Below are 23589 nucleotides of genomic sequence, written 5' to 3' on the forward strand. Positions count from 1 at the left end.
ACCAAGCGCTGCTCAGGCGTTAATCGCGGTGAGTAGCCACTCCCGGAAAGAGGCCATAGCGCGGGTTTCCGGGCGTGTCTGCAGGCGAGTCAACCAGTACCCTCCCAGGCTGACAGCGGTGTCGAAAGGCTGTACCAGCGCGCCGCTGTTCAGTTGACGGGGGAACATCAGCGGTGGCGCCAGCGCCACGCCTGCCCCTTGTATCGCGGCTTCCACCATGGCGATGGAAGAGTCGAACACAATGCTGTTAGTCATCGCAAAGCTGCGCGGCAGCCCCGCCGCTAATAGCCACTCTGTCCACTCATCGGCACGGTAAGAGCGCAGCCAGGTCTCGCCTAATAGATCGGCTGGCGTGTTAAGCCGGGCAGCAATGGTCGGCGTGCACATGACCGAAAGTGACGCCGGTAGCAGCGGCTGCGCCGCGGTAGCGTGCCAGGCCCCGGTGCCAAAGCGGATAGCAAAATCGAGCCCTTCACCCGCAATATCCGCCCGGTTGTTATGGGTGGAAAGGCGCAAATCGACAAACGGGTATTGGTCCTTAAAATCTGCCAGCCTTGGCAGCAGCCAGCCGACAGCGAAGGTCCCGACCACTCCAACATTTAACACTTCCCGGTAGCTGCTCTCGCCCACCCGTTCCAGTGTGTGGGAGATCTGATCAAATGAACTCTTCAATACCGGCAGCAGCAGCTCACCCTCCTGAGTCAGCATTAGCCCTCTAGGCAAGCGCTTGAACAGCGGCACCTTCAACTGCGTTTCGAGCAGCTTCACCTGATGGCTAACCGCGGCCTGGGTGACGTAAAGCTCTTCAGATGCTCGGGTAAAGCTTAAATGCCTGGCCGACGCTTCAAAGGCGCGCAGTGCTTTTAACGGTAGGTAGGGACGCACCACCTTGACCCCCAAATTTTTCTAATGGCTCGGGCAAAATATCGCTGTTTGTTAATCTACACAGCACGCCGTAAATTAACCACTGTCACGCTCTTTACGGCGGGTGAGACCACCCAGCTTTCACTCAATGCTAATCACAACAGGATACTGGTATGGGTAAGATGTTAGCAGCAAACTCCGGGCTTATCATGACGGGTTCTCTTCTCATCGGCAGCTTTGCCTGGGCATCTGATGCGACTGAAAACGCAGACATCGAGGCGCTGGTAAACGACACTATTGCGCCTTTGATGGCGGAGCACCGTATTCCAGGCATGGCGGTCGCTGTGAGTATCGGTGGCCAACAGCATTACTTTAATTATGGAGAAGCCGACCAAGAAGCGGGTACTCCGGTCACCGATGAGACACTGTTCGAACTTGGCTCGATCAGCAAGATCTTCACGGCGGCGTTAACGGGCTATGCCCAGTCCAGCGGTGTGCTTTCGCTTTCCGACCCGGCCAGCCAGTACCTGCCCGCCCTTGAAGGCAGTGCCTTCGATGAGATCACGCTGCTGGAACTGGGCACCTATACGGCAGGTGAGCTTCCGCTGCAGTTCCCCGATGCGGTACAAAACGAAGAGCAAATGCTCGRCTACTATCGCCAGTGGCAGCCTGAATCTCCCCCCGGCAGCCATCGGCTCTACTCCAACCCGAGCATAGGCCTGATGGGCTATTTAACTGCCCAACGCCTTGGTCAACCGTTCGAGATGCTGATGGAAGAAGCGCTGTTCGCCCCGTTGGGGCTTGAGCATAGCTATTACCAGGTACCGGAATCGCAGCAGGATCACTACGCCTACGGTTACTCAAAAGAGGATAAGCCCATTCGGGTCAACCCAGGCATGATGGATGCCCAAGCTTACGGTTTGAAATCCACAGCCGCCGACGTGTTGACGTTTGTGGAGGCGCACATGGAGGCGCCAGGGCTCGACGACGAGCCACTCCGCCAAGCCTTGGCAGCCACGCGCACAGGCTACTTTGAGTTCGGCGATATGACCCAAGGGCTGGGCTGGGAAAGCTACGCCTACCCGGTGACGCTTGAGCAGTTACTGGCGGGCAACTCCCTTGAGATGATTTTGGAGCCCAACGCCGCCAACCGCTTAACCCCGCCGCTCGCCCCCAGGCAGGAGGCGTTCTACAACAAAACCGGCGCCACCAACGGTTTTGGCGGCTATGTGGCCTTTGTGCCCAGCGAACAAATCGGCATTGTACTACTGGCCAACCGCAACTACCCCAACCAGGCGCGTATCGAAGCTGCCCACCATATCCTGACCGCATTAACTGAAACCCCATAACCGGCGCCGCCTTCGGGCGGCTTTTTTGTTGCAATTTTCGCTGTCGATAAGGAGACTATCACCCCTCCCCGTTACTAACCTTCACTGCGAAGAGCCCTTTCCCATGCGTTTAAACGCCGATTTTAGCCACTTTGCCTGTGTTACCCCGGAAGAGTATCAGTGGGTTGCCTCCCCCAGTGCGGGGGTAGAGCGCATGATGTTTGACCGCATTGGCGATGAAGTTGCCCGCGCCACCAGCCTTGTTCGCTATGCCCCTAACACCCAGTTTGAGCGGCACACCCACGGCGGTGGCGAAGAGATTCTGGTACTGGAAGGCGTGTTCGCCGATGAACATGGGCGCTACGCGGCGGGCAGCTACCTCAGAAACCCCATCGGCACCGGCCATACGCCAAACATTGGCGAGGAAGGCGCGCTGATTTTTGTCAAACTGCACCAGTTTGACCCCAACGACACGCTCCAACTGGCGGTACCTGCCCACCGGTTGCCCTGGCAGCCAGACCGGCGCCCGCGCATCGCCTACAAAATGCTGCACACTTACAAGCAGGAACGTACCAGCCTGGAACGCTGGTCGGCGGGCACTTCCATTGCCTACCCCACGCTGCTGGGCGGTCTGGAGTTTTTGGTTCTGGAAGGCACGCTGAGCGATGGAGAGCAAAGCTACACGGCGGGCACCTGGTGCCGCTACCCCAGCGGTGCGGCACCGGCATTAACCGCCGGTGATGATGGTGTGATGATGTACCTCAAGCGCGGCCACCTGCCAGCAGCTTAGGCCCGCGACAGCCCCAGGAACGGCAAAAGCGTGAGGGCGACAATCAGCGTCACCGCTAATAGCACCAGCACTACCTGCAGGGGGTGGGCTGCTAGGCGTTTCCATAGCGTCATCTGCTCGCCCCGCTCAACCACCGCCTGATGTTCCCGTTGGACACGCTCCAGGCGCTCCGCCTGATAGGCCTCTAACGCCGCGATGGCTGCGTCGTGCTGATGCGGGTTGCGCAGCCAAATAGCATCGACCCCCAGGCGGAAAAACCCCGCCTGGGTTTCGTAGGTATCAAAGCCATGGGCGGCCAGCAGGTCACGCACCTCCATGGCTTCTTCGTCGGTAACGTGGCGCAGCCGGAACAGTAGTTCAGCCATTGGCGTGCCTCAAGAGTCGCTCTTCCCCACCATCAGGTCTGCCTGAATCACTTCGATCCAGTAGCCGTCCGGGTCTTTAACGAAGATAACATCTTTCATCTTGCCCTGATCGGCGCGTTTCACAAAGGTGACATCATGCTGGTCAAACCACGCTTGAGCCGCCGCTAAATCCGGCACGTTAAAGCAGATATGCCCGAAGCCTTGGGGTTCGGCGTTACCATCGTGGTAGGCAAAGTCATCCTTGTCTTCGGTGCCCCAATTGTGGGTCAGCTCCAGCAGCCCTTTCTGGCTGAAGGTCCAGGCGGTACGCGCTTGCGCATCTTCCGGCACGCTGTCGCTGGGCTCCAAGCTAGCCAGGAAATACAGCGAGAACTGCATCTCTTCAAAATCCAGCCGCCGCATTACCTGCATGCCAAACACGTTTGAGTAGAATGCCAACGCGCGCTCAGGGTCTTTCACCCGCAGCATGGTGTGGTTTAAGCGAAACCCTTGGGTTTGGGGTGGGGTGGCGACGACGCCGGGGTGCTGCTCGCCTTGAAAACTCATTTCGCCCTCCTGTCGTTGATGTCGATCATTGCACCTTACATACCGCTTACCATGGGGTCTTTAGGGTCATAATACCAGCCCTTACAAGTACATAGGCAGCGTCGTATTACGCTATCCATAAGCGTACTGGCAATCATAAACAAAACCCCTACACTTATTATTCATAAGCTTTACAAAAAGCAGTTCCTGCCACATGAGCGACGCTTCACATTGACGGCGCCGTCCAGGAGTTTTCCATGAGTTCGATTGATATGACGCTGGGTGACCAGTTGACGCTAAAGCAACTTTCTAATGCCTTGCACAACGGCTTTTCGCCGATTGTGGAGGTTGAATCCATGGATGGCATCTACAAAGTGCGTTTTCATCACGCCAACGGCGTGTCTGACCTGAGCGACAACAAGGGCCATGTCAGCACTTTTTTKGGCACGGGCGAGATACGCGACACCCTAGGKCAACTGGGCCTGACCCACGGCGTACTGACCTTCGCTGACCAGTGCGGCGACGAGATGATCGGGGTAGAGGGGAAAGCCATAACGCCTGACGAAATGCTCACCTACGGTACACGTATTTCGTTTCGCTAGAGGGCCATCGTCCGCATTCGGGGCTTTACAGGGCTACTCCAGGCAAGGATAGTAATCATTCGACAGGGGCGCCCTCCGTTACCGGCGGGCTGAGAAGCACCCTTTGAACCTGAACCGGATAACACCGGCGTAGGGAGTCGTGGTAACGCTTACCACCTCCCTGCCGGGAGGATGCTATGACCCTACGCCCGCTTGGCGATTACCTAGAGACGCTGCGCGCAGTGACACCTCTGGTTCACTGCATAACCAACTATGTGGCCATGAACAGCACTGCCAACCTGCTGCTCGCCACCGGCGCGTCGCCCGCCATGCTGCATGCGCCTGAAGAAGTCGCCGAGTTTACGGCTATTTCCGCGGGGCTTTCGATCAATATTGGCACGATCTCCTCCCACTGGGCCGATGCGATGCTGACCGCCACAGCGACTGCCGATCAACACGCAATTCCTTGGGTATTGGATCCCGTCGCCGTTGGCGCCACGCGCTATCGCCAAACGCTGTGCGCGAAACTGCTCGCCGCTAAACCCAGCGTGATTCGTGGCAACGCGTCAGAAATTCTTACCCTTAACGGTTTAGCCAGCCAAGGGCGCGGCGTGGATGCTACCGCCGCCACCGACCAAGCCGTAGATGCAGCGGTAGCATTAGCGCAAAAACACGGCTGTATTGTCGCGATGACCGGCGAAAGTGATTGGGTAACGGACGGTGCGCAACACTACCGTATTAACGGTGGTCACCCGTTGATGCCCCGTGTAACAACGCTGGGCTGTGGGCTGAGCGCACTAGTGGCGGGATTTGTGGCTGCCAATCGCGATGCCCTACTGGGCGCAACGGCAGCCGCGCTGGCCTGCTTTGCCGTCGCTGGTGAGCGGGCGGGCAGCAGCGCCCAGGGGCCTGGAAGCTTCCAGGTCGCACTGTTGGATGCGCTCTATCAACTCACCCCTGACGACCTCACCACCCATGCCCAGTTGGAGGCTATCCATGCCGTTTGATCTATCGCTTTATTTAGTCACCGACGCTGCGCTGTGCGACGCCATTGGCTTGGAGCAGACGGTTGAGGCAGCGGTACGAGGCGGCGTCACCATCGTGCAGCTGCGTGATAAGCACGCCAGCGATGAACAGATGATAGCCCAAGCCAAACGGCTTAAAGCGGTGCTGGCGGGTACCGGTGTGCCGCTGATCATTAATGACCGTTTACAGGTGGCGCTGGAAAGCCAAGCGGATGGCCTGCATGTTGGCCAGAGCGACGCTGCCGTTCAAGAGGCGCGTCGGTTGTTAGGTGAGCAGGCGATTATTGGCCTGTCGATCAACACCCTCGCCCAGCTAGAAGCTGCMCCGGTGGAGTTACTCGATTATGTGGGTATTGGCCCGGTGTTTGCTACCGTGAGTAAGCAGGATCATGCCCAGCCCATCGGCTTTGGCGGCCTGGCGTCGTTGGTCAAGGCGTGCCCGCTGCCCAGCGTGGCCATTGGCGGGCTGAAAGCCAACCATGCGATTAGCGTGCAGCGCGCGGGAGCGAACGGCCTAGCGGTGATCTCGGCCATTTGTGGCCAACCCGACCCCTACCAGGCGGCACGGACATTTCAGGTTTTCCAAGCTGTTTCGGCGTCATGAACCAGTTAGAGCACATCGTCGCTTTTGTGCGGGTAGCCGAGCTGGGTAGCTATACCCGGGCTGCCGAAGCGCTGGATATTTCGCGCACCCGCGTATCCCGCCAGGTCATGGCGCTGGAAGAGACACTGGGTGCGCGACTGATACAGCGCACTACGCGACGGCTGCATCTCACGGAAGCCGGGGAGCGCTATTTAGCCCGCGCCCAAGGGGTGCTGCAAGCGCTCGATGAAGCCGCCGCCGAAGTAGGCCAAGGCACCAGCGATGTGCGTGGACGGCTACGCGTGAATGGGCCAATGAGTTTTGGCACTCGCTACCTGGCGCCTCTCGTTGCCCAATTTATGCAGACCCATCCAGCGCTTGAAGTGCGATTGGATCTGAACGACCGCCGCGTTGATCTGTTGGAAGAGGGGTATGATGTCGCCATTCGTATCGGCAGCTTGCCTGATTCAAGTTTAGTGGCACGCCGCCTAACCCGTTGCCGCCTGCTGTTTTGCGCATCACCTGAATACCTTGCCATCCACGGTGAACCCCGCAGCGTTAAGGCCCTTGCCGACCACCACTGCCTACGCTATCGCAGCGGCCAGCACAGCGCTGACTGGCAGATTGCCACACAGTCATTGACGGTCAGTGGCCCGCTGGAAAGCAATAACGGCGATGTACTCACCCACGCCGCAGAAGCGGGCTTAGGCATCGCTCAGCAGCCCAGCTTTCTGGTCACGGAGAGTATCGCCAGCGGGCGTTTAGTGCCCATTTTGACCCATGAGCCAACGGTGCGGCTCGATGTTCACGCGCTCTACCCCGCCCGGCGCTACCTGCCTGCCAAGGTGGAGCGCTTTATCGACCTGCTCACCGAGGCGTGGGGCGATCCACCGGTTTGGGAGCAGAACATCGGATTGTCGCCAATTACGCAATAGTGATGTGCAAAATATGCTGATTATCTCGATATGATCCGGCGGTAAAGTAGCGCCATCAACCACTCGATGGAAGCTACTTCTATGACAACCCTTACTCACGCCACTCCTTCTCTACAGCCCTCTTTACAGCCCCATGCTATCTCGCTACTGCGTATTGCCTTGGGGGTAATGGCCCTCGCTCACGGTTTGCTCAAGGTGTTTGTGTTTACCCTGCCGGGCACCGTCGGCTATTTTGAATCACTGGGTTTACCTGGATTTCTGGCCTACTTGACCATTGCTGCCGAAGTCGGCGGCGGCATCGCCCTGCTGCTTGGCGTATATACCCGCTGGGTGAGCCTGGCGCTGGTGCCAGTGCTGCTTGGCGCTGCCTGGGTGCATCTTGGCAACGGCTGGATGTTTTCAAATGCCGGCGACGGTTGGGAATTCCCGGTGTTCTGGGCGCTGGCGTTAATCGTGCAAGCGGGCCTGGGCAGCGGCCCCTGGGTGTTAAGCCGCCGCTTCGCCTAACACCTAACACCTAACACCTAACACCTAACACCTAACACCTAACACCTAACACCCAATCCTATCGCCAGCGCTTGCCTCACCGCCAGCGCTGGCAATGCTGCTGAGGAGACTCACCCATGTTACCTAGCCTGTTTATTTCCCATGGCTCGCCCATGCTGGCGCTTAATAAAACCCCGGCTCACGCCTTTCTACGCGAACTGGGCAAACGGCTTTCACCCAAGGCGGTGATCGTGGTGTCGGCACACTGGGAGAGCCTGTCGCTCAAGGTCAGTACCAGCGCCAAGCCAGAGACCATACACGATTTTGGCGGCTTTCCACAGGCGCTGTTCGAGTGCCAGTATCCCGCCCCCGGCGAGCCTGAACTGGCGGAACGGCTAGCCGAGTTACTGGACGCCGAACGGGTAGAGCGCGGTTTTGATCACGGCGCCTGGGTGCCCCTTTCGCTGATGTTTCCTGACGCCAAGGTGCCGGTTGTATCCCTGTCGCTACCGGTGCGCTGGAGCAATCAAGAGCTGGTCGCGCTGGGCGAGCGCCTGTCGGCACTGCGGGGAGAAGGCATGCTCATTATCGGCTCGGGCAGCCTGACCCATAACCTGCATGAACTCATGCCCCAGGATAGCCCCATGCCCGCCTGGGTAGATACGTTTGCCAATTGGGTCAGCGAACGCCTTATCGCCAATGAGCGTGAGGCTCTACTTAACTGGGAGCACGCGCCAAATGCCCGGGAGAACCACCCGACCCCAGAGCACTTCCTGCCGCTGTTAGTGGCAATGGGGGCAGGAGGAGAAGCTAGCCAGCTGCACCACAGCGTGGAGCACGGCGTGCTTGCCATGGACGTTTATCAGTTCGCTTAAGCGGTGGGACGGCGCTTAAGTGTGGTTCTACGGTCGTGATACGCCACCGCTAATCCGCTGCCCATGATCAAGGCGCTGCCTACCCAGACCCAGAGATCCGGCATTTCGCCCCAGAACCACCAGCCCAACAGCACCGCCCACAGCATGGCGGTGTAATCAAACGGCGCGGCGATAGCCGCAGGCGCAAACCGAAAAGCCAGGGTGATAAAAGCAGKGGCCGCGACACCAAGCACACCAGACGCGAAAAACCCCACCCAGTGCCACGGTAACGGCGTTTGCCACACCCACGGCAGCGTTAATCCAGTGACGATTAATGGCACAAAGGTCATGTAAAACAGCATTGCCCATAAGTGCTCGCGGGCGCCGTAGCGGCGCGCGGTAATCATCATCAGCGCATAAAATAGCGCGGCGGCCACAAGCACTAATGCGCCCACCTGAAAGGCATCGCCGTTGGGGCGAACCACAATCAGTACCCCCGCAAACCCCACTAACGATGCGATGAGTACCGGCGGATCAATTCGCTCACCCAACAAGGGCACCGAAAGTAGCGTTACGAACAGCGGTGCCACAAAAGCGATTGCCGTGGCTTCCGCCAGGGGTAGCAGCGTTAAGCCCCATACGAAACAGACCATGGTGGCGGTATAAATTAACCCGCGTAAAAAATGCACGCCCGGCCGTTTAGTCCGCAGCTTACGCAAGCCACCGGCAAAATGGGCCAGCAGCGCAATCATCGGTAGCGAGACTAACGCACGGAAGAAAATAATCTGCAGCGGGGAATGCACTTCGCCTAACCATTTGGAAACGGCGTCGCCTAGGGCTAAAAACAGAACGCCCAGACACATGCAGAGTATGCCTTTGAGTGACGTTGTCACCACAGTCTCCTTTTTTGTTAGCCGCTAAAAGCAAAAAACCCCGCCAACTTGCATTGGCGGGGTTATTGCCGCACACCGCCTTACAGGCTAGCGTTAACCACCATGCAGTCCATACCCTGAGAGTGTAGCTCTCGACATGCTTGGCGGGCACGCTGTTCATCTAGCGCCATTAGCCGGGCGCGATAAACCGGGTTCTGGCCCTCTACGGTGTCCACGGCGACACGCCCACCTAAGTTCTGGGCGAGGCGCTGTGCCGCCTGTTGGGCCAACTGCCGCGCTTGGGCTTCTTGACTGAAGGCACCTACCTGCACACCCCAGGCACCGCCAGTTTGGTTGGCAGAAGCTAGCTGCCGCTCGCGCTCAATAAAGGCCTGCAGTGGGTCGGGCTGTGAGGCCTCGTTTTCGGCAGCGGGACGCTGAATGGCGGCAATACCTGCAAGCTGCTCTTCAAGGTCTACAGCAGGCGCGGTAGGCGCCGCGTTCGCTGATGGTGACAAGGTGGTGGTTTCGACAACGGCAAGTAAGGGTTGGCGTGGCGCAGGCTGCTGTGGCGCAACAGGCTGAGCAGGTGGCGCGAAGGCCATAAATTCGCGCGAGAAATCAGTGTCGCCCATCCAGTTTTGCTGGTCGCGCAGCGAGGCACGCAGAAAGCTGCGATCTAGCAGGTTGGCCATATGGGTATCCCGGGACTGGGAGGAAAAACCACCCATCACAACACCCACCAACCGCCGATCACCGCGCATCGCGGTGGTCGCTACGTTAAACCCAGAGGCGCGAATAAAGCCGGTTTTTAAGCCATCGGCCCCCGGATAATCGCGCACCAACCGATTATGACTGGTATGCCGGGTCCCACGGTAGGTGAACTCCTGCAGACCAAAATAGTGGTAGTACTGGGGGAAGTCCTGCATCACTCTGACCGAGAGCGTTAGCATATCCCGTGCGGTGGTAATTTGACCCTCATCCGGCAAGCCGGAGGCATTGCGAAAGGTGGTGGCGTGCATGCCCAACTCGCGCGCCTTGGTGGTCATCATTTGCGCAAAGTGCGCTTCACTGCCACCCAGCGCTTCGGCGACCACGGCAGCAACATCATTGGCAGAACGAACCGCGAGCGCACGAATAGCAGTATCCACCGGGATAGAGCTGCCTGCAGCCAACCACAGTTTGACGGCAGGCTTGGCGGCCGCATAAGGGGAAACAGGCAGGGGCTGATCTAAACGTAGCGCCCCCTCTTCTAACGCTTCAAACGTCAGATAGAGCGTCATCATCTTAGTAAGCGACGCAGGGTAGCGCTGATCGTCAATATTCTCGGCGTAGAGCACTTCGCCATTATCCAAATCGACCACAATACCCGCATAGCGTGGATTGTCGGCATGCGCGCTGGTCGTCATCGCCAGTACAAGCAGCACTAGCATACTCAATATCGTGGCCGCTCCTGCCGCAGCGCTGTTTAACCTTGCATACATACCTACCCCTTGCTTGTTATCAATGCGCTAGACGATCAACGACTTAACTACCATGCCACACTCTGGGTGCAACGCAAGGCTTCCTATCGGCTCACCACAGGCCAACGCTGAATAGTTATGATGATAAGTAGAGTATATACACAGTTAAGCTTAGAAAAGAGAAGATAAATGCGCATATAAAAAAACCGACCCACTGGGGGTCGGTTTTCATTCGCTACCAAAGAGGCCTAGCGCAGAGGATTACTCTTCTGCCGCTGCTTCTTCAACAACCGGACGGTCAACTAACTCAACGAACGCCATAGGCGCGTTGTCGCCGGTGCGGAAGCCGCACTTAAGGATACGGACGTAACCGCCCGGACGCTCGGCATAACGCGGACCTAGTTCGTTGAACAGTTTGCCGACGGCTTCTTTAGAGCGCGTGCGGGCAAACGCCAAACGACGGTTTGCAACGCTATCCTGCTTAGACAAGGTGATCAGCGGCTCGATAACGCGACGCAGCTCCTTGGCTTTGGGCAGGGTTGTCTTAATGACTTCATGTTCGACCAGCGAGACAGACATGTTCTTGAACATGGCCTGACGATGCGAGCTGGTGCGATTCAGATGACGACCACTCTTACGATGACGCATGGTTGTAATTCCTTACCAAACTGGGACTCAAGTCGACGCTCACGCGGAGGCTTTGTCGTCCTTCAGGCTTGCCGGTGGCCAATTTTCCAACCGCATGCCAAGGGACAAGCCGCGAGCCGCCAATACGTCTTTAATTTCATTCAAAGACTTTTTACCGAGATTCGGTGTCTTCAACAGCTCAACTTCTGTGCGCTGAATCAGATCACCGATGTAGTAAATATTCTCGGCTTTTAGGCAGTTCGCGCTGCGAACGGTCAACTCAAGATCGTCTACGGGGCGCAATAGAATTGGATCAACATGATCCTCTTCCTCTTCGACTTCCTGTTCTTTATCAGCTTCCAGGTCGACGAAGGCGGCCAGCTGCTCTTGCAGGATGGKCGCACTGCGACGGATAGCCTCTTCCGGATCCAGGGTACCGTCGGTTTCCAGATCGATAATTAGCTTATCGAGATCGGTGCGCTGCTCGACACGAGCGGCTTCAACCGAGTAGGAAACACGGCGGACAGGGCTGAAGGTGGCATCCAGCTGCAGGCGGCCAATGGCACGCGTCTCTTCATCAGAGCCACGCGCGTCAGCCGGCTCGTAGCCACGACCCAGCGCTACCTTAAGCTGAATTTTCAGCTCGGCACCTTCATTGACGTGCGCAATGATGTGATCCGGGTTGACGATTTCGACGCTATGATCAAGCGCAATGTCGCCAGCGGTGACGACGGCTGGGCCCTGCTTGTTCAGCGTGAGCACCGCCTCATCGCGGCTGTGCATCTTGATCGCAACATCTTTCAAGTTCAGGAGGATTTCAATGACATCTTCCTGCACCCCTTCGAGCGCACTGTATTCATGCTCGACGCCGGCAATTTCAGCTTCTACCACGGCACAGCCGGGCATAGATGAAAGCAGAATGCGACGAAGTGCATTCCCCAGGGTGTGACCAAAGCCACGCTCGAACGGTTCGAGCACGATTCTGGCGTGATGTGCGCTGATTTCTTCGACCTTGATGTCGCGAGGACGGAGAAACTCTGTCACTGAACGCTGCATATGAACACCTTTCAGGCTGCCAAACGGATACTTGATACTCGGTACGACCTGGTGCGGGCGTTAAACCGGCACCAGATCGACAAGAAACAGAAAACTGCTTACTTGGAGTACAGCTCGACGATCAGGTTTTCGTTGATGTCGGCAGACAGGTCACCGCGTTCAGGCAGAGCCTTGAAAGTGCCTTCCATCTTCTTGGCGTCGATTTCGATCCAAGCGATATCGCCACGGTTTGCCGCAATGGACAACGCGCTTTGAATACGTGCTTGGTTTTTCGCCTTTTCGCGAATGGAAACAACGTCACCCGGCTTCACTTGATAAGAAGCTACGTTAACGGTGCGGCCGTTCACGGAAATCGCTTTGTGGCTGACCAGCTGACGCGCTTCAGAGCGAGTCGAGCCGAAGCCCATGCGGTAGACGACGKTATCCAGTCGGGATTCTAGCAACTGCAACAATACTTCACCGGTCGCGCCTTTCAGGCGAGCGGCTTCTTTGTAGTAGTTACGGAACTGTTTTTCGAGTACGCCGTACATGCGACGTACTTTTTGCTTCTCACGAAGCTGCAAGCCGTAGTCTGAAAGACGTTGACGACGCTGGCCGTGTACACCCGGAATCTGCTCGGATTTACACTTTTTCTCGAAGGGAGTCACACCACTCTTCAAAAAGAGATCGGTGCCTTCACGACGAGACAGTTTGCACTTCGGTCCAATATAACGAGCCATGAATCTGTCTCCTTAAACGCGGCGTTTCTTCGGCGGACGGCAGCCATTATGGGGAATGGGCGTCGCGTCTACGATGCTTTGCACGCGGAAGCCGGCGGCATTCAGTGCGCGCACGGCGGATTCACGACCGGGACCTGGGCCTTTAACCAGTACGTCTACGTTTTTCACACCATACTCGGCTGCAGCAGTTGCTGCMCGTTCGCTTGCCACTTGAGCAGCGAACGGGGTGCTCTTGCGAGAACCACGAAAACCCGAACCACCGGCAGTTGCCCAAGAAAGAGCATTGCCCTGGCGGTCTGTGATCGTCACGATCGTGTTGTTAAAAGAGGCATGGATATGTGCAATCGCATCCACTACCTGCTTTTTAACCTTTTTACGGTTACTACGCGGGTTAGCCATGTTGATGTCTATTCCTGTCTTTACGCCAGAACGTGCGTGTTATTTGCGGATCGGCTTACGCGGGCCCTTACGGGTGCGCGCGTTAGTCTTAGTCCGCTGACCACGCAGCGGAAGACTACGACGATGACGCAGACCACGGTAGCAGCCTAAGTCCATGAGACGCTTAATGTTAAGCGTAACATCACGACGAAGGTCGCCTTCTACGGTGTACTTGCCAACTTCAGAACGCAGGGTGTCGACTTCTTCAGAAGACAGGTCCTGGATCTTGGCATTCATGGCAATACCGGCTGCTGCACAGATGTGCTCAGCACGGGTACGGCCAATCCCGAAGATATAGGTCAGCGAGATCGCCGCATGCTTGTTGTCCGGGATATTGACGCCTGCAATACGGGCCATCAGCTTACTCCGAAATTTGAGCGGCTTGCTCGTTTATTCATCTACAAAAGGCGCAACAGCATACCCCTTTTAGTGCCCTAAGGCAAGGGGTATGCTGGCACCCGCTTAATACAACCCAGGGGTATTAGCCCTGGCGCTGTTTGTGCCGTGGTTCGCTGCAGATGACGCGGACAGCGCCATTGCGACGAATGATCTTACAGTTACGGCACATTTTCTTTACGGAAGCTCGAACTTTCATCGATCTTTCTCCAAAAACCGGCTCGCGGCGCGCCCTTCTAACTTAATAGGGTGGACGGCGCCTCAGCGCATGATACCGCCGCTACCGTAGCCTTTCAGGTTGGACTTCTTCATCACTGAGTCATACTGATGCGACATGAGATGCGACTGCACCTGGGCCATGAAGTCCATGATGACCACGACTACGATTAACAACGAGGTACCGCCGAAGAAAAACGGCACGTTCCACGCCACAATCAAGAACTGGGGCATCAAGGAAACCGCAGTGATATACAAGGCACCGAACAGGGTCAGACGTGTCATGACCTTGTCGATATAGCGAGCGGTCTGCTCGCCGGGGCGAATGCCCGGCAGGAAAGCGCCTGACTTTTTAAGATTGTCAGCCACATCCTTGGGGTTGAAGACCAGCGCTGTGTAAAAGAAGCAGAAGAATACCACTGCCGCCGCGAAAAGCAAGATGTAAAGCGGTTGACCTGGACCTAATGCCTGAGATGCACGCTGCAACCACTCCATACCTTCACCGGCACCTACCCACTGACCAATAGAGGCCGGGAAGAGTAGGATACTGGAGGCGAAAATCGCCGGAATAACGCCGGCCATATTAACCTTCAAAGGCAGGTAGCTACTTTGCCCTGCATACATCTTATTGCCCACTTGTCGCCTTGGGTAGTTAACCTTGAGGCGGCGTTGGCCGCGCTCAATGAAGACCACAAAGGCGACAGTCGCAATACCTAACACTGACAGCGCTAACAGCGGCAGAACATTCCAGGCCCCTTCATTACGGGCAAGCTCGAAGGCTTGGCCCACGGCACTGGGCAGTCCAGCGACAATACCGGCGAAAATCAGCAGCGAAATACCGTTGCCGATCCCCTTCTCGGTAATCTGCTCACCTAGCCACATCATAAACACCGCACCCGACACAAACGTAATCACGGCGGTGAAATAGAAGCTGAAGTCAGCAGTGTACGCGATGCCTTGGCTAGCCAGACCGACGGACATGCCGGTAGCCTGGACAAACGCCAGTATCACCGTGCCGTAGCGGGTGTACTGACTAATCTTGCGGCGGCCAGCCTCACCCTCTTTCTTGAGCTGCTCAAGATGAGGGGAGACCGCAGTCATGAGCTGCATGATAATCGACGCCGATATATAGGGCATGATACCCAGGGCGAGAACGCTCATGCGCTCCAGGGCGCCACCCGAGAACATGTTAAACATGCCCAGGATGGTGCCCTGTTGCTCCCTAAACAAGGCAGCAAGCTGGTCAGGATTGATACCGGGAACGGGAATGTGGGCACCAATACGGTACACCACGATGGCGAGGAGCACGAAGCGCAAACGCGCCCACAGTTCACTCAGACCGCTGCCCATCGCCGGCATGTTTCCTGACTTGGCCATTTAGTCCTCTACCTTGCCGCCAGCAGCTTCGATCGCTTCACGGGCACCTTTGGTGACCTTGATTCCGCGAACGGTAACTGCTGTTTTCAGTTCGCCAGAAAGGATGATCTTCGCGTGTAGCGTAGAGTCCTTCAGCACGTTGGCTTCTTTCAAAGACGCCAGGGTAACTTCACCACCGGCAACCTTGGCCAGCTCAGCCAGGCGTACTTCTTCAGAGACCAGAGATTTTGCAGACGTAAAACCGAATTTCGGCAAACGACGCTGCAAAGGCATCTGACCGCCTTCGAAACCGGGCTTAACACTGCCACCACTACGTGCTTTCTGACCTTTGTGACCACGGCCACCGGTCTTACCAAGACCGGAACCGATGCCACGACCAACGCGCTTTGCAGCGTGTTTGGAGCCCGGAGCCGGGCTTAGGGKATTAAGCTTCATGGATTACTCTCCCTCAACGCGCACAAGGTAAGTTACCTTGTGGATCATGCCGCGTACGGCGGGGGTGTCTTCCAGTTCAAMCGTATGACCGATGCGACGCAGGCCCAAGCCTTTCATAGTAGCCTTGTGCTTGGGCATGATGCCGATGGTGCTGCGGATCTGGGTAACCTTGATCGTTGCTGCCATGGTGTCTTACCCCGTGATCGCTTCGACAGACAGACCGCGCTTGGCGGCAATGTCTTCCGGTGCTTGCATGGAAGAGAGACCTTTAACAGTCGCTCGCACCACGTTAACCGGGTTGGTGGAACCGTAGCACTTGGCCAGTACATCGTGGACACCGGCGAGCTCTAGTACAGAGCGCATGGCGCCACCGGCGATAATACCGGTACCTTCTGAAGCCGGCTGCATGTACACCTTGGAAGCACCGTGACGGGCTTTAATGGGGTACTGCAGCGTATGGCCAGCAAGGTTCACCTTGACCATGTTGCGACGAGCTTGATCCATCGCTTTCTGGATTGCGACAGGCACTTCACGCGCCTTGCCACGTCCGAAACCGACACGACCTTTACCATCACCAACGACGGTCAGTGCGGTGAAGCCGAAAATACGACCACCCTTGACCACCTTGGCGACGCGGTTKACCTGCACTAACTTCTCTTGCAGATCACCGCTTTGCTGTTCGTTCTTCGCCATCGTAAAACCCTTTAGAATTCCAGGCCGCCTTCACGTGCGGCGTCGGCCAGCGCCTTGACGCGGCCGTGATACTTAAAGCCAGCACGGTCGAAGGCCACCTGGGTGATGCCTGCTTCTTTAGCGCGTTCAGCAATCAGAGCACCTACTTTAGAGGCCGCATCTGAGTTGCCGGTCGCACCCTCGCGCAGTGCTTTGTCCAGCGTAGAAGCACTGGCTAGCACTTTGCCACCATCCGGCGAGATAATCTGCGCATAGATGTGACGCGGGGTACGGTTGACGCACAGGCGATACACGCCCAGCTCGCGGATCTTTGCGCGAGCGCGGCGGGCACGACGGAGACGAGATTCTTTCTTCGCGTTCATAACCCTGCCTTACTTCTTCTTGGCTTCTTTGCGACGCACCTGCTCGTCGGCGTACCGAACACCCTTGCCTTTATACGGCTCGGGGGGACGGAAGGCGCGGATTTCCGCGGCGCACTGGCCGAGCATCTGCTTATCCGCGCTTTTCAGCACGATAACGGTGTTCTTCGGCGTTTCCGCTGAGACACCTTTAGGCAGTTCATAGTCGACCGGGTGCGAGAAGCCCAGTGAAAGATTGAGCGTCTGGCCCTTAGCTTGGGCACGATAACCGACGCCAACAATTTCGAGAGTCCGTGTAAAACCCTCGGATACGCCCGTTACCAGGTTCTGAACTAAGGCGCGGGTAGTACCGGCCATTGCCCAGCTCTTGGCAGATTCGCTCGGGGCGAAGGTCAGCTGGCCATCTTCCTGACCGACCACTACATCAGAGTGGATGGTCATAGATAGCGTGCCCTGGCCGCCTTTGGCGGTCAGCTGGTCAGCATTGATTTTAATCTCAACGCCGGCAGGCACTTTAACCGGATATTTCGCTATGCGGGACATTCCAGCCTCCTAGAATACGGTGCAGATGACTTCGCCACCGACACCCGCTTGGCGCGCGGCACGATCGGTCATGACACCATTAGATGTGGTGACAATCGCGATACCCAGGCCATCGGCAACCTTAGGCAAGTTGTCCTTGCCCATGTAGCGGCGCAGGGACGGCTTGGAAACCCGCTGAATGTGCTCAATGACCGGCTTACCCTCAAAGTACTTGAGAGTTACGGTTAGCTCGGGCTTAACACCCTCCGCTACCGCAAAGTCGGCAATGTAGCCTTCTTCCTTTAGCACTCGGGCCACTTGCACTTTCAGCTTGGAGGACGGCATGGTTGCCGTCTCCTTGGTGGCCATCTGCGCATTGCGGATACGGGTAAACATATCCGCCAGAGTGTCTTGCATGCTCATTTAATGTGCGCTCCTGATAATTCTACGTGGCGTTACCAACTGGACTTTTTCAGTCCTGGAACGTCGCCACGCATGGCGGCTTCACGCAGCTTGTTACGGCCGAGGCCGAACTTGTTGTAAAAACCGTGCGGACGACCGGTAATACGGCAGCGGTTACGCTGACGCACCGGGCTTGAGTCGCGCGGCAGTTGCTGCAGCTTCMGCGTCGCCYCGAAGCGGTCTTCCTCAGACGTATTCACGTCTGAGATGATCTTCTTGAGTTCAGCGCGCTTGGTCGCATACTTCGCGACCAGCTGAGTACGCTTAAGCTCACGCTCTACCATACTTTTCTTAGCCATGATCCCAGCCCTATTTCTTGAACGGGAAGTTCAGCGCGGTTAACAGCGCACGACCTTCCTCGTCAGTGTTGGCGGTCGTCGTGATAGTGACATCCAACCCCCGGATACGATCGATCTTATCATACTCGATCTCCGGGAAGATGATCTGCTCACGCACACCCATGGAGTAATTACCACGACCGTCGAAAGACTTCGGGTTGAGACCACGGAAGTCACGCACGCGGGGAATCGCGATGTACACCAAACGGTCCAAGAAGTCCCACATACGCTCAGCGCGTAGTGTTACCTTGATGCCGATTGGCCAACCTTCGCGCACCTTAAAGCCCGCGATGGACTTACGTGCTTTGGTCACCAGCGGTTTTTGACCAGAGAGCTTCTCTAGGTCGCCGATGGCATTGTCAATCAACTTTTTATCGTTGACTGCTTCGCCGATACCCATGTTCAGAGTCACTTTCGTGATCCGTGGTACCTGCATAACGTTGGCATAGCTGAACTCTTCTTTGAGTTGAGCTGCTACCTCGTTTTGATAACGTTCTTTCAAGTTCGCCATTTTGCTACCCGACTCGCGTTAGGCGTCGATCTGCGTCTGCGTCGACTTGTAGATACGTACCTTGGTACCGTCTTCCTTCACTTGGAAGCCGACGCGATCCGCCTTACCGGTCTCCGAATTGAAGATGGCTACGTTGGACGCGTGAATCGGAGCCTCACGCTCGACGATACCGCCCTGATTACCCGCCATGGGATTTGGCTTGGTGTGACGTTTAATCATGTTCACACCGGACACCAAAAAGCGGTTTTCTAATACCCGCTTAACGGTGCCACGCTTGCCTTTATCCTTCCCGGCGATGACGATGACTTCATCGTCACGTTTGATCTTTTGCATATCCGCCTCGCTCCTTACAGCACTTCAGGCGCTAAGGAAATGATCTTCATGAACTTTTCATTACGAAGTTCACGAGTCACCGGCCCAAAAATACGGGTACCGATGGGCTGTTCGTTGGTGTTATTCAACAAAACTGCCGCATTTCCATCGAAACGGATGAGCGAACCGTCGGGACGACGGACGCCACTACGGGTCCGGACCACGACCGCTTTTAGCACCTGGCCTTTTTTGACCTTGCCACGCGGAATCGCTTCCTTAACCGTGACCTTGATGATATCACCAACGCGAGCGTAACGACGGTGTGAACCGCCTAACACCTTGATGCATTGCACCCGGCGCGCTCCGCTGTTGTCGGCGACATCCAGCATTGTCTGAGTCTGAATCATCGGTTTTCTCCAAACCTAATCTGACTGCACTGATTGACAAGCCAGGGATTAACCCTTGGCGTGTTCAACCACCTCGACCAGCGTCCAAGCTTTTTTCTTGGAAAGCGGACGGCACTCTTGAATAGAGACCGTATCGCCTGCCTTAGCCTGGTTCGCCTCATCATGGGCGTGCAGCTTGGTGGAGCGCTTAACGTATTTTCCGTAGATCGGGTGACGCTCGCGCCGCTCGATCATGACGACGATGGACTTGTCCATCTTATCGCTCACCACTTTACCGGTAAGCGTACGCTTTGTGTTTTCTTCGGCCATCTCAATCACCTGCCTTCTCGTTGAGCAAAGTCTTAACGCGGGCGATATCCCGGCGGACCTGCTTGAGCAGATGAGTCTGGCTCAGTTGGCCAGTGGCCTTCTGCATGCGCAGGTTAAACTGCTCGCGGAGGAGTTCGAGGAGTTGCTCCTGGAGCTCTCCTGCGGACTTTTCACGAATTTCCTGGGCTTTCATCACATCACCGTCCGTTTCGCAAAGGTGGTGGATAAGGGCATTTTCTGTGCGGCAAGCTCAAACGCTTCACGAGCGAGCTCTTCCGACACGCCTTCAATTTCATACAGGACCCGACCCGGTTGGATCTGGGCAACCCAGTACTCAACAGAACCTTTACCTTTACCCATACGAACTTCGAGCGGCTTCTTGGAGATCGGCTTATCAGGGAAGACGCGGATCCAGATTTTACCGCCACGCTTAACGTGACGTGTGATCGCACGACGGCCTGCTTCGATCTGACGCGCAGTAATGCGGCCGCGACCGGTAGCTTTTAGGCCGTATTCCCCGAAGCTGATCTTGCTTCCGCGATGCGCCAGGCCACGGTTGCGGCCTTTCATCATCTTGCGGAATTTCATACGCTTGGGCTGTAACATCGACTCGCTCTCCCCTTACCTGGAACCTTTCTTCTTGGGCGCGTTGCCGGCAGGCTGTTGTTTCGCCTTGGCACGTACTTCCTCGATACCGCCGAGGATTTCACCCTTGAAGATCCACACTTTGACGCCGATAACGCCATAGGTGGTGTGAGCTTCGTAAGTGGCGTAGTCGATATCCGCACGCAACGTGTGCAGCGGAACGCGACCCTCGCGGTACCATTCGGTACGTGCGATTTCAGCGCCACCAAGACGACCTGACAGCTGAATCTTGATGCCACCAGCGCCAAGACGCATTGCGTTCTGTACCGCGCGCTTCATAGCACGACGGAACATCACGCGACGCTCAAGCTGACCCGCTACGTTAGCAGCGACTAGCTTGGCATCCAGCTCCGGCTTGCGAACTTCTTCGATGTTCACATGCACGGGAACACCCATCATCTGGGTGAGATCGCGACGTAAACGGTCGACATCTTCACCTTTCTTACCAATCACGATACCCGGACGGGCAGTGTGAATGGTGATGCGGGCATTGTTCGCCGGACGCTCGATGTGGATGCGGCTAACAGAGGCGCTTTTAAGACGCTCTTCCAGGAAGCTACGCACTTCGAGATCGTTATTGAGCTTATCGGCGTAAGCGCCGCGCTCAGCATACCAGACAGAAGCATGGTCTTTGACGATGCCCAGTCGAATGCCTGTTGGATTGACTTTCTGACCCATCGGTCGACTCCTACTTCTCGGCTACCTTGACGGTGATGTGGCACGTGCGCTTCAAGATACGATCCGCACGCCCCTTGGCACGCGGCTTGATACGCTTGAGCGTCATGCCCTCATCGACGCAGATGGTCGAGACACGCAGCTCGTCAATATCCATGCCGTTATTTTCTTCCGCATTCGCAATCGCGGATTGCAGCACCTTCTTAACCAGCTTGGCAGCCTTCTTCGGTGAGAAGGTCAGCAGGTCGAGTGCCTCGGCGACAGGTTTACCGCGCACCTGGTCAGCCACCAAACGGGCCTTCTGGGCGGATAAACGAGCGCCAAGCAGCTTAGCTGTGACTTCCATCTCTCAATCCTCTCTGGCTTACCGTTTGGCTTTTTTATCCGCCGCATGCCCACGATAAGTGCGGGTAGCAGCGAATTCGCCCAATTTGTGGCCAACCATTTCCTCGGATACGTGCACCGGGACGTGTTGGCGACCATTATGGACCGCGATAGTGAGGCCTACCATATTGGGCAGGATCATAGAACGACGCGACCAAGTCTTGATCGGTTTGCGATCGTTCTTCTCCACTGCAGCCTCTACCTTCTTCAAAAGATGAAGGTCAATGAAGGGACCTTTCTTTAGTGAACGTGGCACAGCCGTTACCTCTTAATGTCTTGGCAATTTAGATCAACGCGTCTTATTACGACGACGAATGATCAGCTTGTCGGTGCGCTTGTTCTTACGCGTCTTGTGACCCTTAGTCGGCACGCCCCATGGGGATACCGGGTGACGACCACCACTGGTGCGGCCTTCGCCACCACCGTGCGGGTGATCGACTGGGTTCATCGCGACACCGCGAACAGTCGGACGCACGCCTCTCCAGCGCTTCGCACCGGCCTTGCCAAGTTGACGCAGGCTGTGCTCAGAGTTGCTCACTTCACCCAATGTCGCGCGGCACTCGGCCAACACTTTACGCATTTCGCCAGAGCGAAGACGCAGGGTGGCATAGTTACCTTCACGAGCAACCAGCTGGGCGCTTGTACCGGCACTGCGAGCAATCTGCGCACCTTTACCCGGCTTGAGTTCGATGCAGTGCACCGTAGAACCCAACGGGACGTTACGCAGCGGCAAGGCATTGCCTTTTTTGATTGACGCGTTAACACCAGATTCCAGCACGTCACCCGCGCTGACACCTTTCGGTGCAATGATGTAACGACGCTCACCATCGGCATACTTCAGCAGCGCAATGTGCGCACTGCGATTGGGATCGTGCTCCAGGCGCTCAACGGTGGCAGGAATGCCATCTTTGGTGCGCTTGAAATCGATCAACCGATAGTGGTGACGATGACCMCCGCCCACGTGGCGGGTGGTGATACGACCGTAGTTATTCCGGCCGCCGGACTTGGACTGTTTTTCTAAAAGCGGTGCGTAAGCACGGCCTTTAAACAGTTCCTCGCCAACGATCTTGACGACGTGGCGACGACCGGCGGAAGTGGGTTTGGTCTTGACGATTGCCATTATCCGTACTCCTGCCCTTATTCGGCGCCAGAGAAGTCTTCGAGCGTTTCACCCGCAGCCAGGGTCACATACGCTTTGCGGTAACCCTTACGCAGGCCAACGCCGTTCGCAGTACGCTTTGTTTTACCCTTCATGTTCAGAACCTGAACACTACCGACCTTTTTGCCGAAGAGTGCTTCAACGGCCTTTTTGATCTCGGGCTTGGTAGCATCAGATGCTACCTTGAAAACGTACTGGTTGCGCTCGGCTGCCATTGCGGCCTTTTCGGTCACGTGCGGCCCAAGCAGAACCTTAAATACGCGTTCCTGGTTCATGCCAGCTTCTCCTCGAATTTACGCAGGGCGGAGACGGTAATCAGCACCTTATCAAAGGCTACCAGGCTTACCGGGTCAGCTGCCGCGACATCCACCACGTCAACGTGGGGAAGGTTGCGCGCGGCCAAATAGAGCTTCTCGTCAACTTCTTCAGTGACGATCAACACTTTTTCAAGGTTGAGCTCTTTTAGCTTGGCAGCTACCTGCTTGGKCTTAGGCGCATCGACGACGAACTCTTCAATCGCGACTAAACGCTCTTGACGTACCAGCTCTGACAAGATGGAGCGCATCGCTGCACGGTACATCTTGCGGTTAACCTTCTGGGTGTAGTCTTGCGGACGCGCCGCGAAGGTTACGCCACCACTACGCCATAGCGGAGAGCGGATGGTACCGGCACGTGCACGACCGGTGCCTTTCTGACGCCACGGCTTCTTACCACCGCCACGAACGTCGGAACGACTCTTTTGTGCGCGAGTTCCCTGACGACCAGCCGCCAAATAGGCAGTGACCACTTGGTGAACGAGCGCTTCGTTGAATTCTTTGCCAAAAGTGGCGTCGGCTACTTCAACGGTACCCGCGCCTGCAGCAAGATTCAGATTCATT

The 23589-nt window shown here is 56.5% G+C and carries 39 protein-coding genes and 1 riboswitch; of the genes, 8 read left to right on the forward strand and 31 right to left on the reverse strand.

Annotated elements, in window-relative coordinates; all coding sequences use genetic code 11:
* Window positions 1–12: 12 nt before the first annotated feature.
* The gene (locus HALO_RS21660) at window positions 13–885 is read right to left on the reverse strand and encodes a LysR family transcriptional regulator (RefSeq protein ID WP_269449311.1); all 873 of its coding nucleotides are present in this window, start codon (window positions 883–885) and stop codon (window positions 13–15) included.
* A gap of 161 nt (window positions 886–1046) precedes the next feature.
* On the opposite strand from HALO_RS21660, the gene ampC reads away from it, so the two are divergent.
* Together ampC and HALO_RS21670 are read left to right on the forward strand one after the other, a co-directional pair.
* Entirely contained in the window at window positions 1047–2213 is a 1167-nt protein-coding gene (ampC, locus tag HALO_RS21665) for a class C beta-lactamase (RefSeq protein ID WP_442906071.1), read from the forward strand.
* Between the two features lie 103 nt (window positions 2214–2316).
* The gene (locus tag HALO_RS21670; protein ID WP_035582721.1) at window positions 2317–2982 is read left to right on the forward strand and encodes a cupin domain-containing protein; all 666 of its coding nucleotides are present in this window, start codon (window positions 2317–2319) and stop codon (window positions 2980–2982) included.
* Here the strand turns inward: HALO_RS21670 and HALO_RS21675 are convergent.
* Complete coding sequence (locus HALO_RS21675; protein WP_035582719.1) at window positions 2979–3347, reverse strand: DUF6164 family protein; 369 nt, start codon at window positions 3345–3347, stop codon at window positions 2979–2981. The genes HALO_RS21670 and HALO_RS21675 overlap by 4 nt on opposite strands.
* Before the next feature lie 9 nt (window positions 3348–3356).
* Window positions 3357–3893 (reverse strand): lactoylglutathione lyase, encoded by a 537-nt coding sequence (gloA, locus tag HALO_RS21680; RefSeq protein WP_035582717.1) that lies wholly within the window; start codon window positions 3891–3893, stop codon window positions 3357–3359.
* A gap of 236 nt (window positions 3894–4129) precedes the next feature.
* Here gloA and HALO_RS21685 point away from each other — a divergent pair, with 236 nt between their 5' ends.
* The 6 genes from HALO_RS21685 (at window position 4130) to HALO_RS21710 (ending at window position 8357) form a co-directional block, all read left to right on the forward strand.
* Window positions 4130–4474, forward strand: coding sequence for a hypothetical protein (locus tag HALO_RS21685; protein WP_050714020.1), 345 nt, complete (start codon window positions 4130–4132; stop codon window positions 4472–4474).
* Window positions 4475–4528: 54 nt separating this feature from the next.
* Window positions 4529–4627: riboswitch (TPP riboswitch) on the forward strand.
* Between the two features lie 23 nt (window positions 4628–4650).
* Window positions 4651–5460: a hydroxyethylthiazole kinase gene (gene thiM, locus HALO_RS21690; RefSeq protein ID WP_035582712.1), complete on the forward strand. Its 810-nt coding sequence runs from the start codon at window positions 4651–4653 to the stop codon at window positions 5458–5460.
* Window positions 5450–6082, forward strand: a complete 633-nt coding sequence (thiE, locus tag HALO_RS21695; protein ID WP_035582710.1) for a thiamine phosphate synthase — start codon at window positions 5450–5452, stop codon at window positions 6080–6082. The genes thiM and thiE overlap by 11 nt, the downstream gene beginning before the upstream one ends.
* Window positions 6079–6996 carry a LysR family transcriptional regulator gene (locus HALO_RS21700; RefSeq protein WP_035582708.1) on the forward strand — a complete coding sequence of 306 codons (918 nt, stop codon included), beginning with the start codon at window positions 6079–6081 and terminating at the stop codon, window positions 6994–6996. Before thiE ends, HALO_RS21700 begins: the two co-directional genes overlap by 4 nt.
* 81 nt (window positions 6997–7077) lie before the next feature.
* Window positions 7078–7503, forward strand: coding sequence for a DoxX family protein (locus HALO_RS21705; RefSeq protein WP_050714021.1), 426 nt, complete (start codon window positions 7078–7080; stop codon window positions 7501–7503).
* A 116-nt stretch (window positions 7504–7619) separates the two neighbouring features.
* Window positions 7620–8357: a DODA-type extradiol aromatic ring-opening family dioxygenase gene (locus tag HALO_RS21710; protein ID WP_035582704.1), complete on the forward strand. Its 738-nt coding sequence runs from the start codon at window positions 7620–7622 to the stop codon at window positions 8355–8357.
* Here HALO_RS21710 and HALO_RS21715 read toward each other — a convergent pair.
* From HALO_RS21715 to rplD, 28 genes are all read right to left on the reverse strand, one after another.
* Window positions 8354–9229 (reverse strand): DMT family transporter, encoded by an 876-nt coding sequence (locus HALO_RS21715; RefSeq protein ID WP_231896767.1) that lies wholly within the window; start codon window positions 9227–9229, stop codon window positions 8354–8356. The genes HALO_RS21710 and HALO_RS21715 overlap by 4 nt on opposite strands.
* Before the next feature lie 80 nt (window positions 9230–9309).
* Entirely contained in the window at window positions 9310–10692 is a 1383-nt protein-coding gene (locus HALO_RS21720) for a D-alanyl-D-alanine carboxypeptidase family protein (RefSeq protein ID WP_231896768.1), read from the reverse strand.
* Between the two features lie 240 nt (window positions 10693–10932).
* Complete coding sequence (gene rplQ / locus HALO_RS21725) at window positions 10933–11319, reverse strand: 50S ribosomal protein L17 (RefSeq protein ID WP_008959150.1); 387 nt, start codon at window positions 11317–11319, stop codon at window positions 10933–10935.
* Between the two features lie 39 nt (window positions 11320–11358).
* Window positions 11359–12354, reverse strand: coding sequence for a DNA-directed RNA polymerase subunit alpha (locus HALO_RS21730; RefSeq protein WP_050714023.1), 996 nt, complete (start codon window positions 12352–12354; stop codon window positions 11359–11361).
* 98 nt (window positions 12355–12452) lie between these two features.
* The gene (gene rpsD, locus HALO_RS21735) at window positions 12453–13073 is read right to left on the reverse strand and encodes a 30S ribosomal protein S4 (protein ID WP_050714024.1); all 621 of its coding nucleotides are present in this window, start codon (window positions 13071–13073) and stop codon (window positions 12453–12455) included.
* Window positions 13074–13085: 12 nt separating this feature from the next.
* Window positions 13086–13472, reverse strand: coding sequence for a 30S ribosomal protein S11 (gene rpsK / locus HALO_RS21740; protein WP_007111985.1), 387 nt, complete (start codon window positions 13470–13472; stop codon window positions 13086–13088).
* A gap of 39 nt (window positions 13473–13511) precedes the next feature.
* Window positions 13512–13868, reverse strand: a complete 357-nt coding sequence (gene rpsM / locus HALO_RS21745; protein WP_007111986.1) for a 30S ribosomal protein S13 — start codon at window positions 13866–13868, stop codon at window positions 13512–13514.
* Window positions 13869–13992: 124 nt separating this feature from the next.
* The gene (gene rpmJ / locus HALO_RS21750; protein ID WP_008959154.1) at window positions 13993–14106 is read right to left on the reverse strand and encodes a 50S ribosomal protein L36; all 114 of its coding nucleotides are present in this window, start codon (window positions 14104–14106) and stop codon (window positions 13993–13995) included.
* A 62-nt stretch (window positions 14107–14168) separates the two neighbouring features.
* Entirely contained in the window at window positions 14169–15500 is a 1332-nt protein-coding gene (secY, locus tag HALO_RS21755) for a preprotein translocase subunit SecY (RefSeq protein ID WP_035582695.1), read from the reverse strand.
* Window positions 15501–15935 (reverse strand): 50S ribosomal protein L15, encoded by a 435-nt coding sequence (rplO, locus tag HALO_RS21760; RefSeq protein ID WP_050714025.1) that lies wholly within the window; start codon window positions 15933–15935, stop codon window positions 15501–15503. It lies immediately after the preceding gene.
* Window positions 15936–15938: 3 nt separating this feature from the next.
* Window positions 15939–16121 carry a 50S ribosomal protein L30 gene (gene rpmD / locus HALO_RS21765; protein ID WP_050714026.1) on the reverse strand — a complete coding sequence of 61 codons (183 nt, stop codon included), beginning with the start codon at window positions 16119–16121 and terminating at the stop codon, window positions 15939–15941.
* 6 nt (window positions 16122–16127) lie between these two features.
* Window positions 16128–16628: a 30S ribosomal protein S5 gene (gene rpsE / locus HALO_RS21770; RefSeq protein ID WP_009723889.1), complete on the reverse strand. Its 501-nt coding sequence runs from the start codon at window positions 16626–16628 to the stop codon at window positions 16128–16130.
* Between the two features lie 11 nt (window positions 16629–16639).
* On the reverse strand, window positions 16640–16990 hold the full coding sequence (gene rplR, locus HALO_RS21775) for a 50S ribosomal protein L18 (protein ID WP_008959159.1): 351 nt from the start codon (window positions 16988–16990) through the stop codon (window positions 16640–16642).
* 9 nt (window positions 16991–16999) lie between these two features.
* Window positions 17000–17530: a 50S ribosomal protein L6 gene (gene rplF / locus HALO_RS21780; RefSeq protein WP_009288139.1), complete on the reverse strand. Its 531-nt coding sequence runs from the start codon at window positions 17528–17530 to the stop codon at window positions 17000–17002.
* A 9-nt stretch (window positions 17531–17539) separates the two neighbouring features.
* The gene (rpsH, locus tag HALO_RS21785) at window positions 17540–17932 is read right to left on the reverse strand and encodes a 30S ribosomal protein S8 (protein WP_035582690.1); all 393 of its coding nucleotides are present in this window, start codon (window positions 17930–17932) and stop codon (window positions 17540–17542) included.
* Between the two features lie 32 nt (window positions 17933–17964).
* A complete protein-coding gene (rpsN, locus tag HALO_RS21790) occupies window positions 17965–18270 on the reverse strand; it encodes a 30S ribosomal protein S14 (RefSeq protein ID WP_050714027.1) in 306 nt (101 codons plus the stop codon).
* A gap of 10 nt (window positions 18271–18280) precedes the next feature.
* Window positions 18281–18820, reverse strand: coding sequence for a 50S ribosomal protein L5 (rplE, locus tag HALO_RS21795; protein ID WP_035582688.1), 540 nt, complete (start codon window positions 18818–18820; stop codon window positions 18281–18283).
* 18 nt (window positions 18821–18838) lie between these two features.
* A complete protein-coding gene (gene rplX / locus HALO_RS21800; protein WP_007111996.1) occupies window positions 18839–19153 on the reverse strand; it encodes a 50S ribosomal protein L24 in 315 nt (104 codons plus the stop codon).
* 14 nt (window positions 19154–19167) lie between these two features.
* On the reverse strand, window positions 19168–19539 hold the full coding sequence (gene rplN / locus HALO_RS21805; protein WP_008959163.1) for a 50S ribosomal protein L14: 372 nt from the start codon (window positions 19537–19539) through the stop codon (window positions 19168–19170).
* A 48-nt stretch (window positions 19540–19587) separates the two neighbouring features.
* Window positions 19588–19848, reverse strand: coding sequence for a 30S ribosomal protein S17 (gene rpsQ / locus HALO_RS21810; protein ID WP_007111998.1), 261 nt, complete (start codon window positions 19846–19848; stop codon window positions 19588–19590).
* A gap of 1 nt (window position 19849) precedes the next feature.
* Window positions 19850–20041: a 50S ribosomal protein L29 gene (gene rpmC, locus HALO_RS21815; RefSeq protein ID WP_007111999.1), complete on the reverse strand. Its 192-nt coding sequence runs from the start codon at window positions 20039–20041 to the stop codon at window positions 19850–19852.
* Window positions 20041–20454 carry a 50S ribosomal protein L16 gene (gene rplP / locus HALO_RS21820; RefSeq protein ID WP_007112000.1) on the reverse strand — a complete coding sequence of 138 codons (414 nt, stop codon included), beginning with the start codon at window positions 20452–20454 and terminating at the stop codon, window positions 20041–20043. Before rplP ends, rpmC begins: the two co-directional genes overlap by 1 nt.
* Before the next feature lie 15 nt (window positions 20455–20469).
* The gene (gene rpsC, locus HALO_RS21825; protein WP_009288141.1) at window positions 20470–21171 is read right to left on the reverse strand and encodes a 30S ribosomal protein S3; all 702 of its coding nucleotides are present in this window, start codon (window positions 21169–21171) and stop codon (window positions 20470–20472) included.
* A 10-nt stretch (window positions 21172–21181) separates the two neighbouring features.
* Window positions 21182–21514: a 50S ribosomal protein L22 gene (gene rplV, locus HALO_RS21830; RefSeq protein WP_007112002.1), complete on the reverse strand. Its 333-nt coding sequence runs from the start codon at window positions 21512–21514 to the stop codon at window positions 21182–21184.
* An 18-nt stretch (window positions 21515–21532) separates the two neighbouring features.
* A complete protein-coding gene (gene rpsS, locus HALO_RS21835; protein WP_009098993.1) occupies window positions 21533–21808 on the reverse strand; it encodes a 30S ribosomal protein S19 in 276 nt (91 codons plus the stop codon).
* 33 nt (window positions 21809–21841) lie between these two features.
* The gene (gene rplB, locus HALO_RS21840) at window positions 21842–22672 is read right to left on the reverse strand and encodes a 50S ribosomal protein L2 (protein ID WP_008959166.1); all 831 of its coding nucleotides are present in this window, start codon (window positions 22670–22672) and stop codon (window positions 21842–21844) included.
* A gap of 17 nt (window positions 22673–22689) precedes the next feature.
* Complete coding sequence (rplW, locus tag HALO_RS21845; protein WP_008959167.1) at window positions 22690–22986, reverse strand: 50S ribosomal protein L23; 297 nt, start codon at window positions 22984–22986, stop codon at window positions 22690–22692.
* The gene (gene rplD / locus HALO_RS21850) at window positions 22983–23588 is read right to left on the reverse strand and encodes a 50S ribosomal protein L4 (protein WP_050714028.1); all 606 of its coding nucleotides are present in this window, start codon (window positions 23586–23588) and stop codon (window positions 22983–22985) included. Before rplD ends, rplW begins: the two co-directional genes overlap by 4 nt.
* Between the last annotated feature and the right edge of the window lies 1 nt (window position 23589).

Source organism: Halomonas sp. R57-5 (assembly GCF_900070345.1).
Taxonomy (GTDB): Bacteria; Pseudomonadota; Gammaproteobacteria; order Pseudomonadales; family Halomonadaceae; genus Vreelandella; species Vreelandella ventosae_B.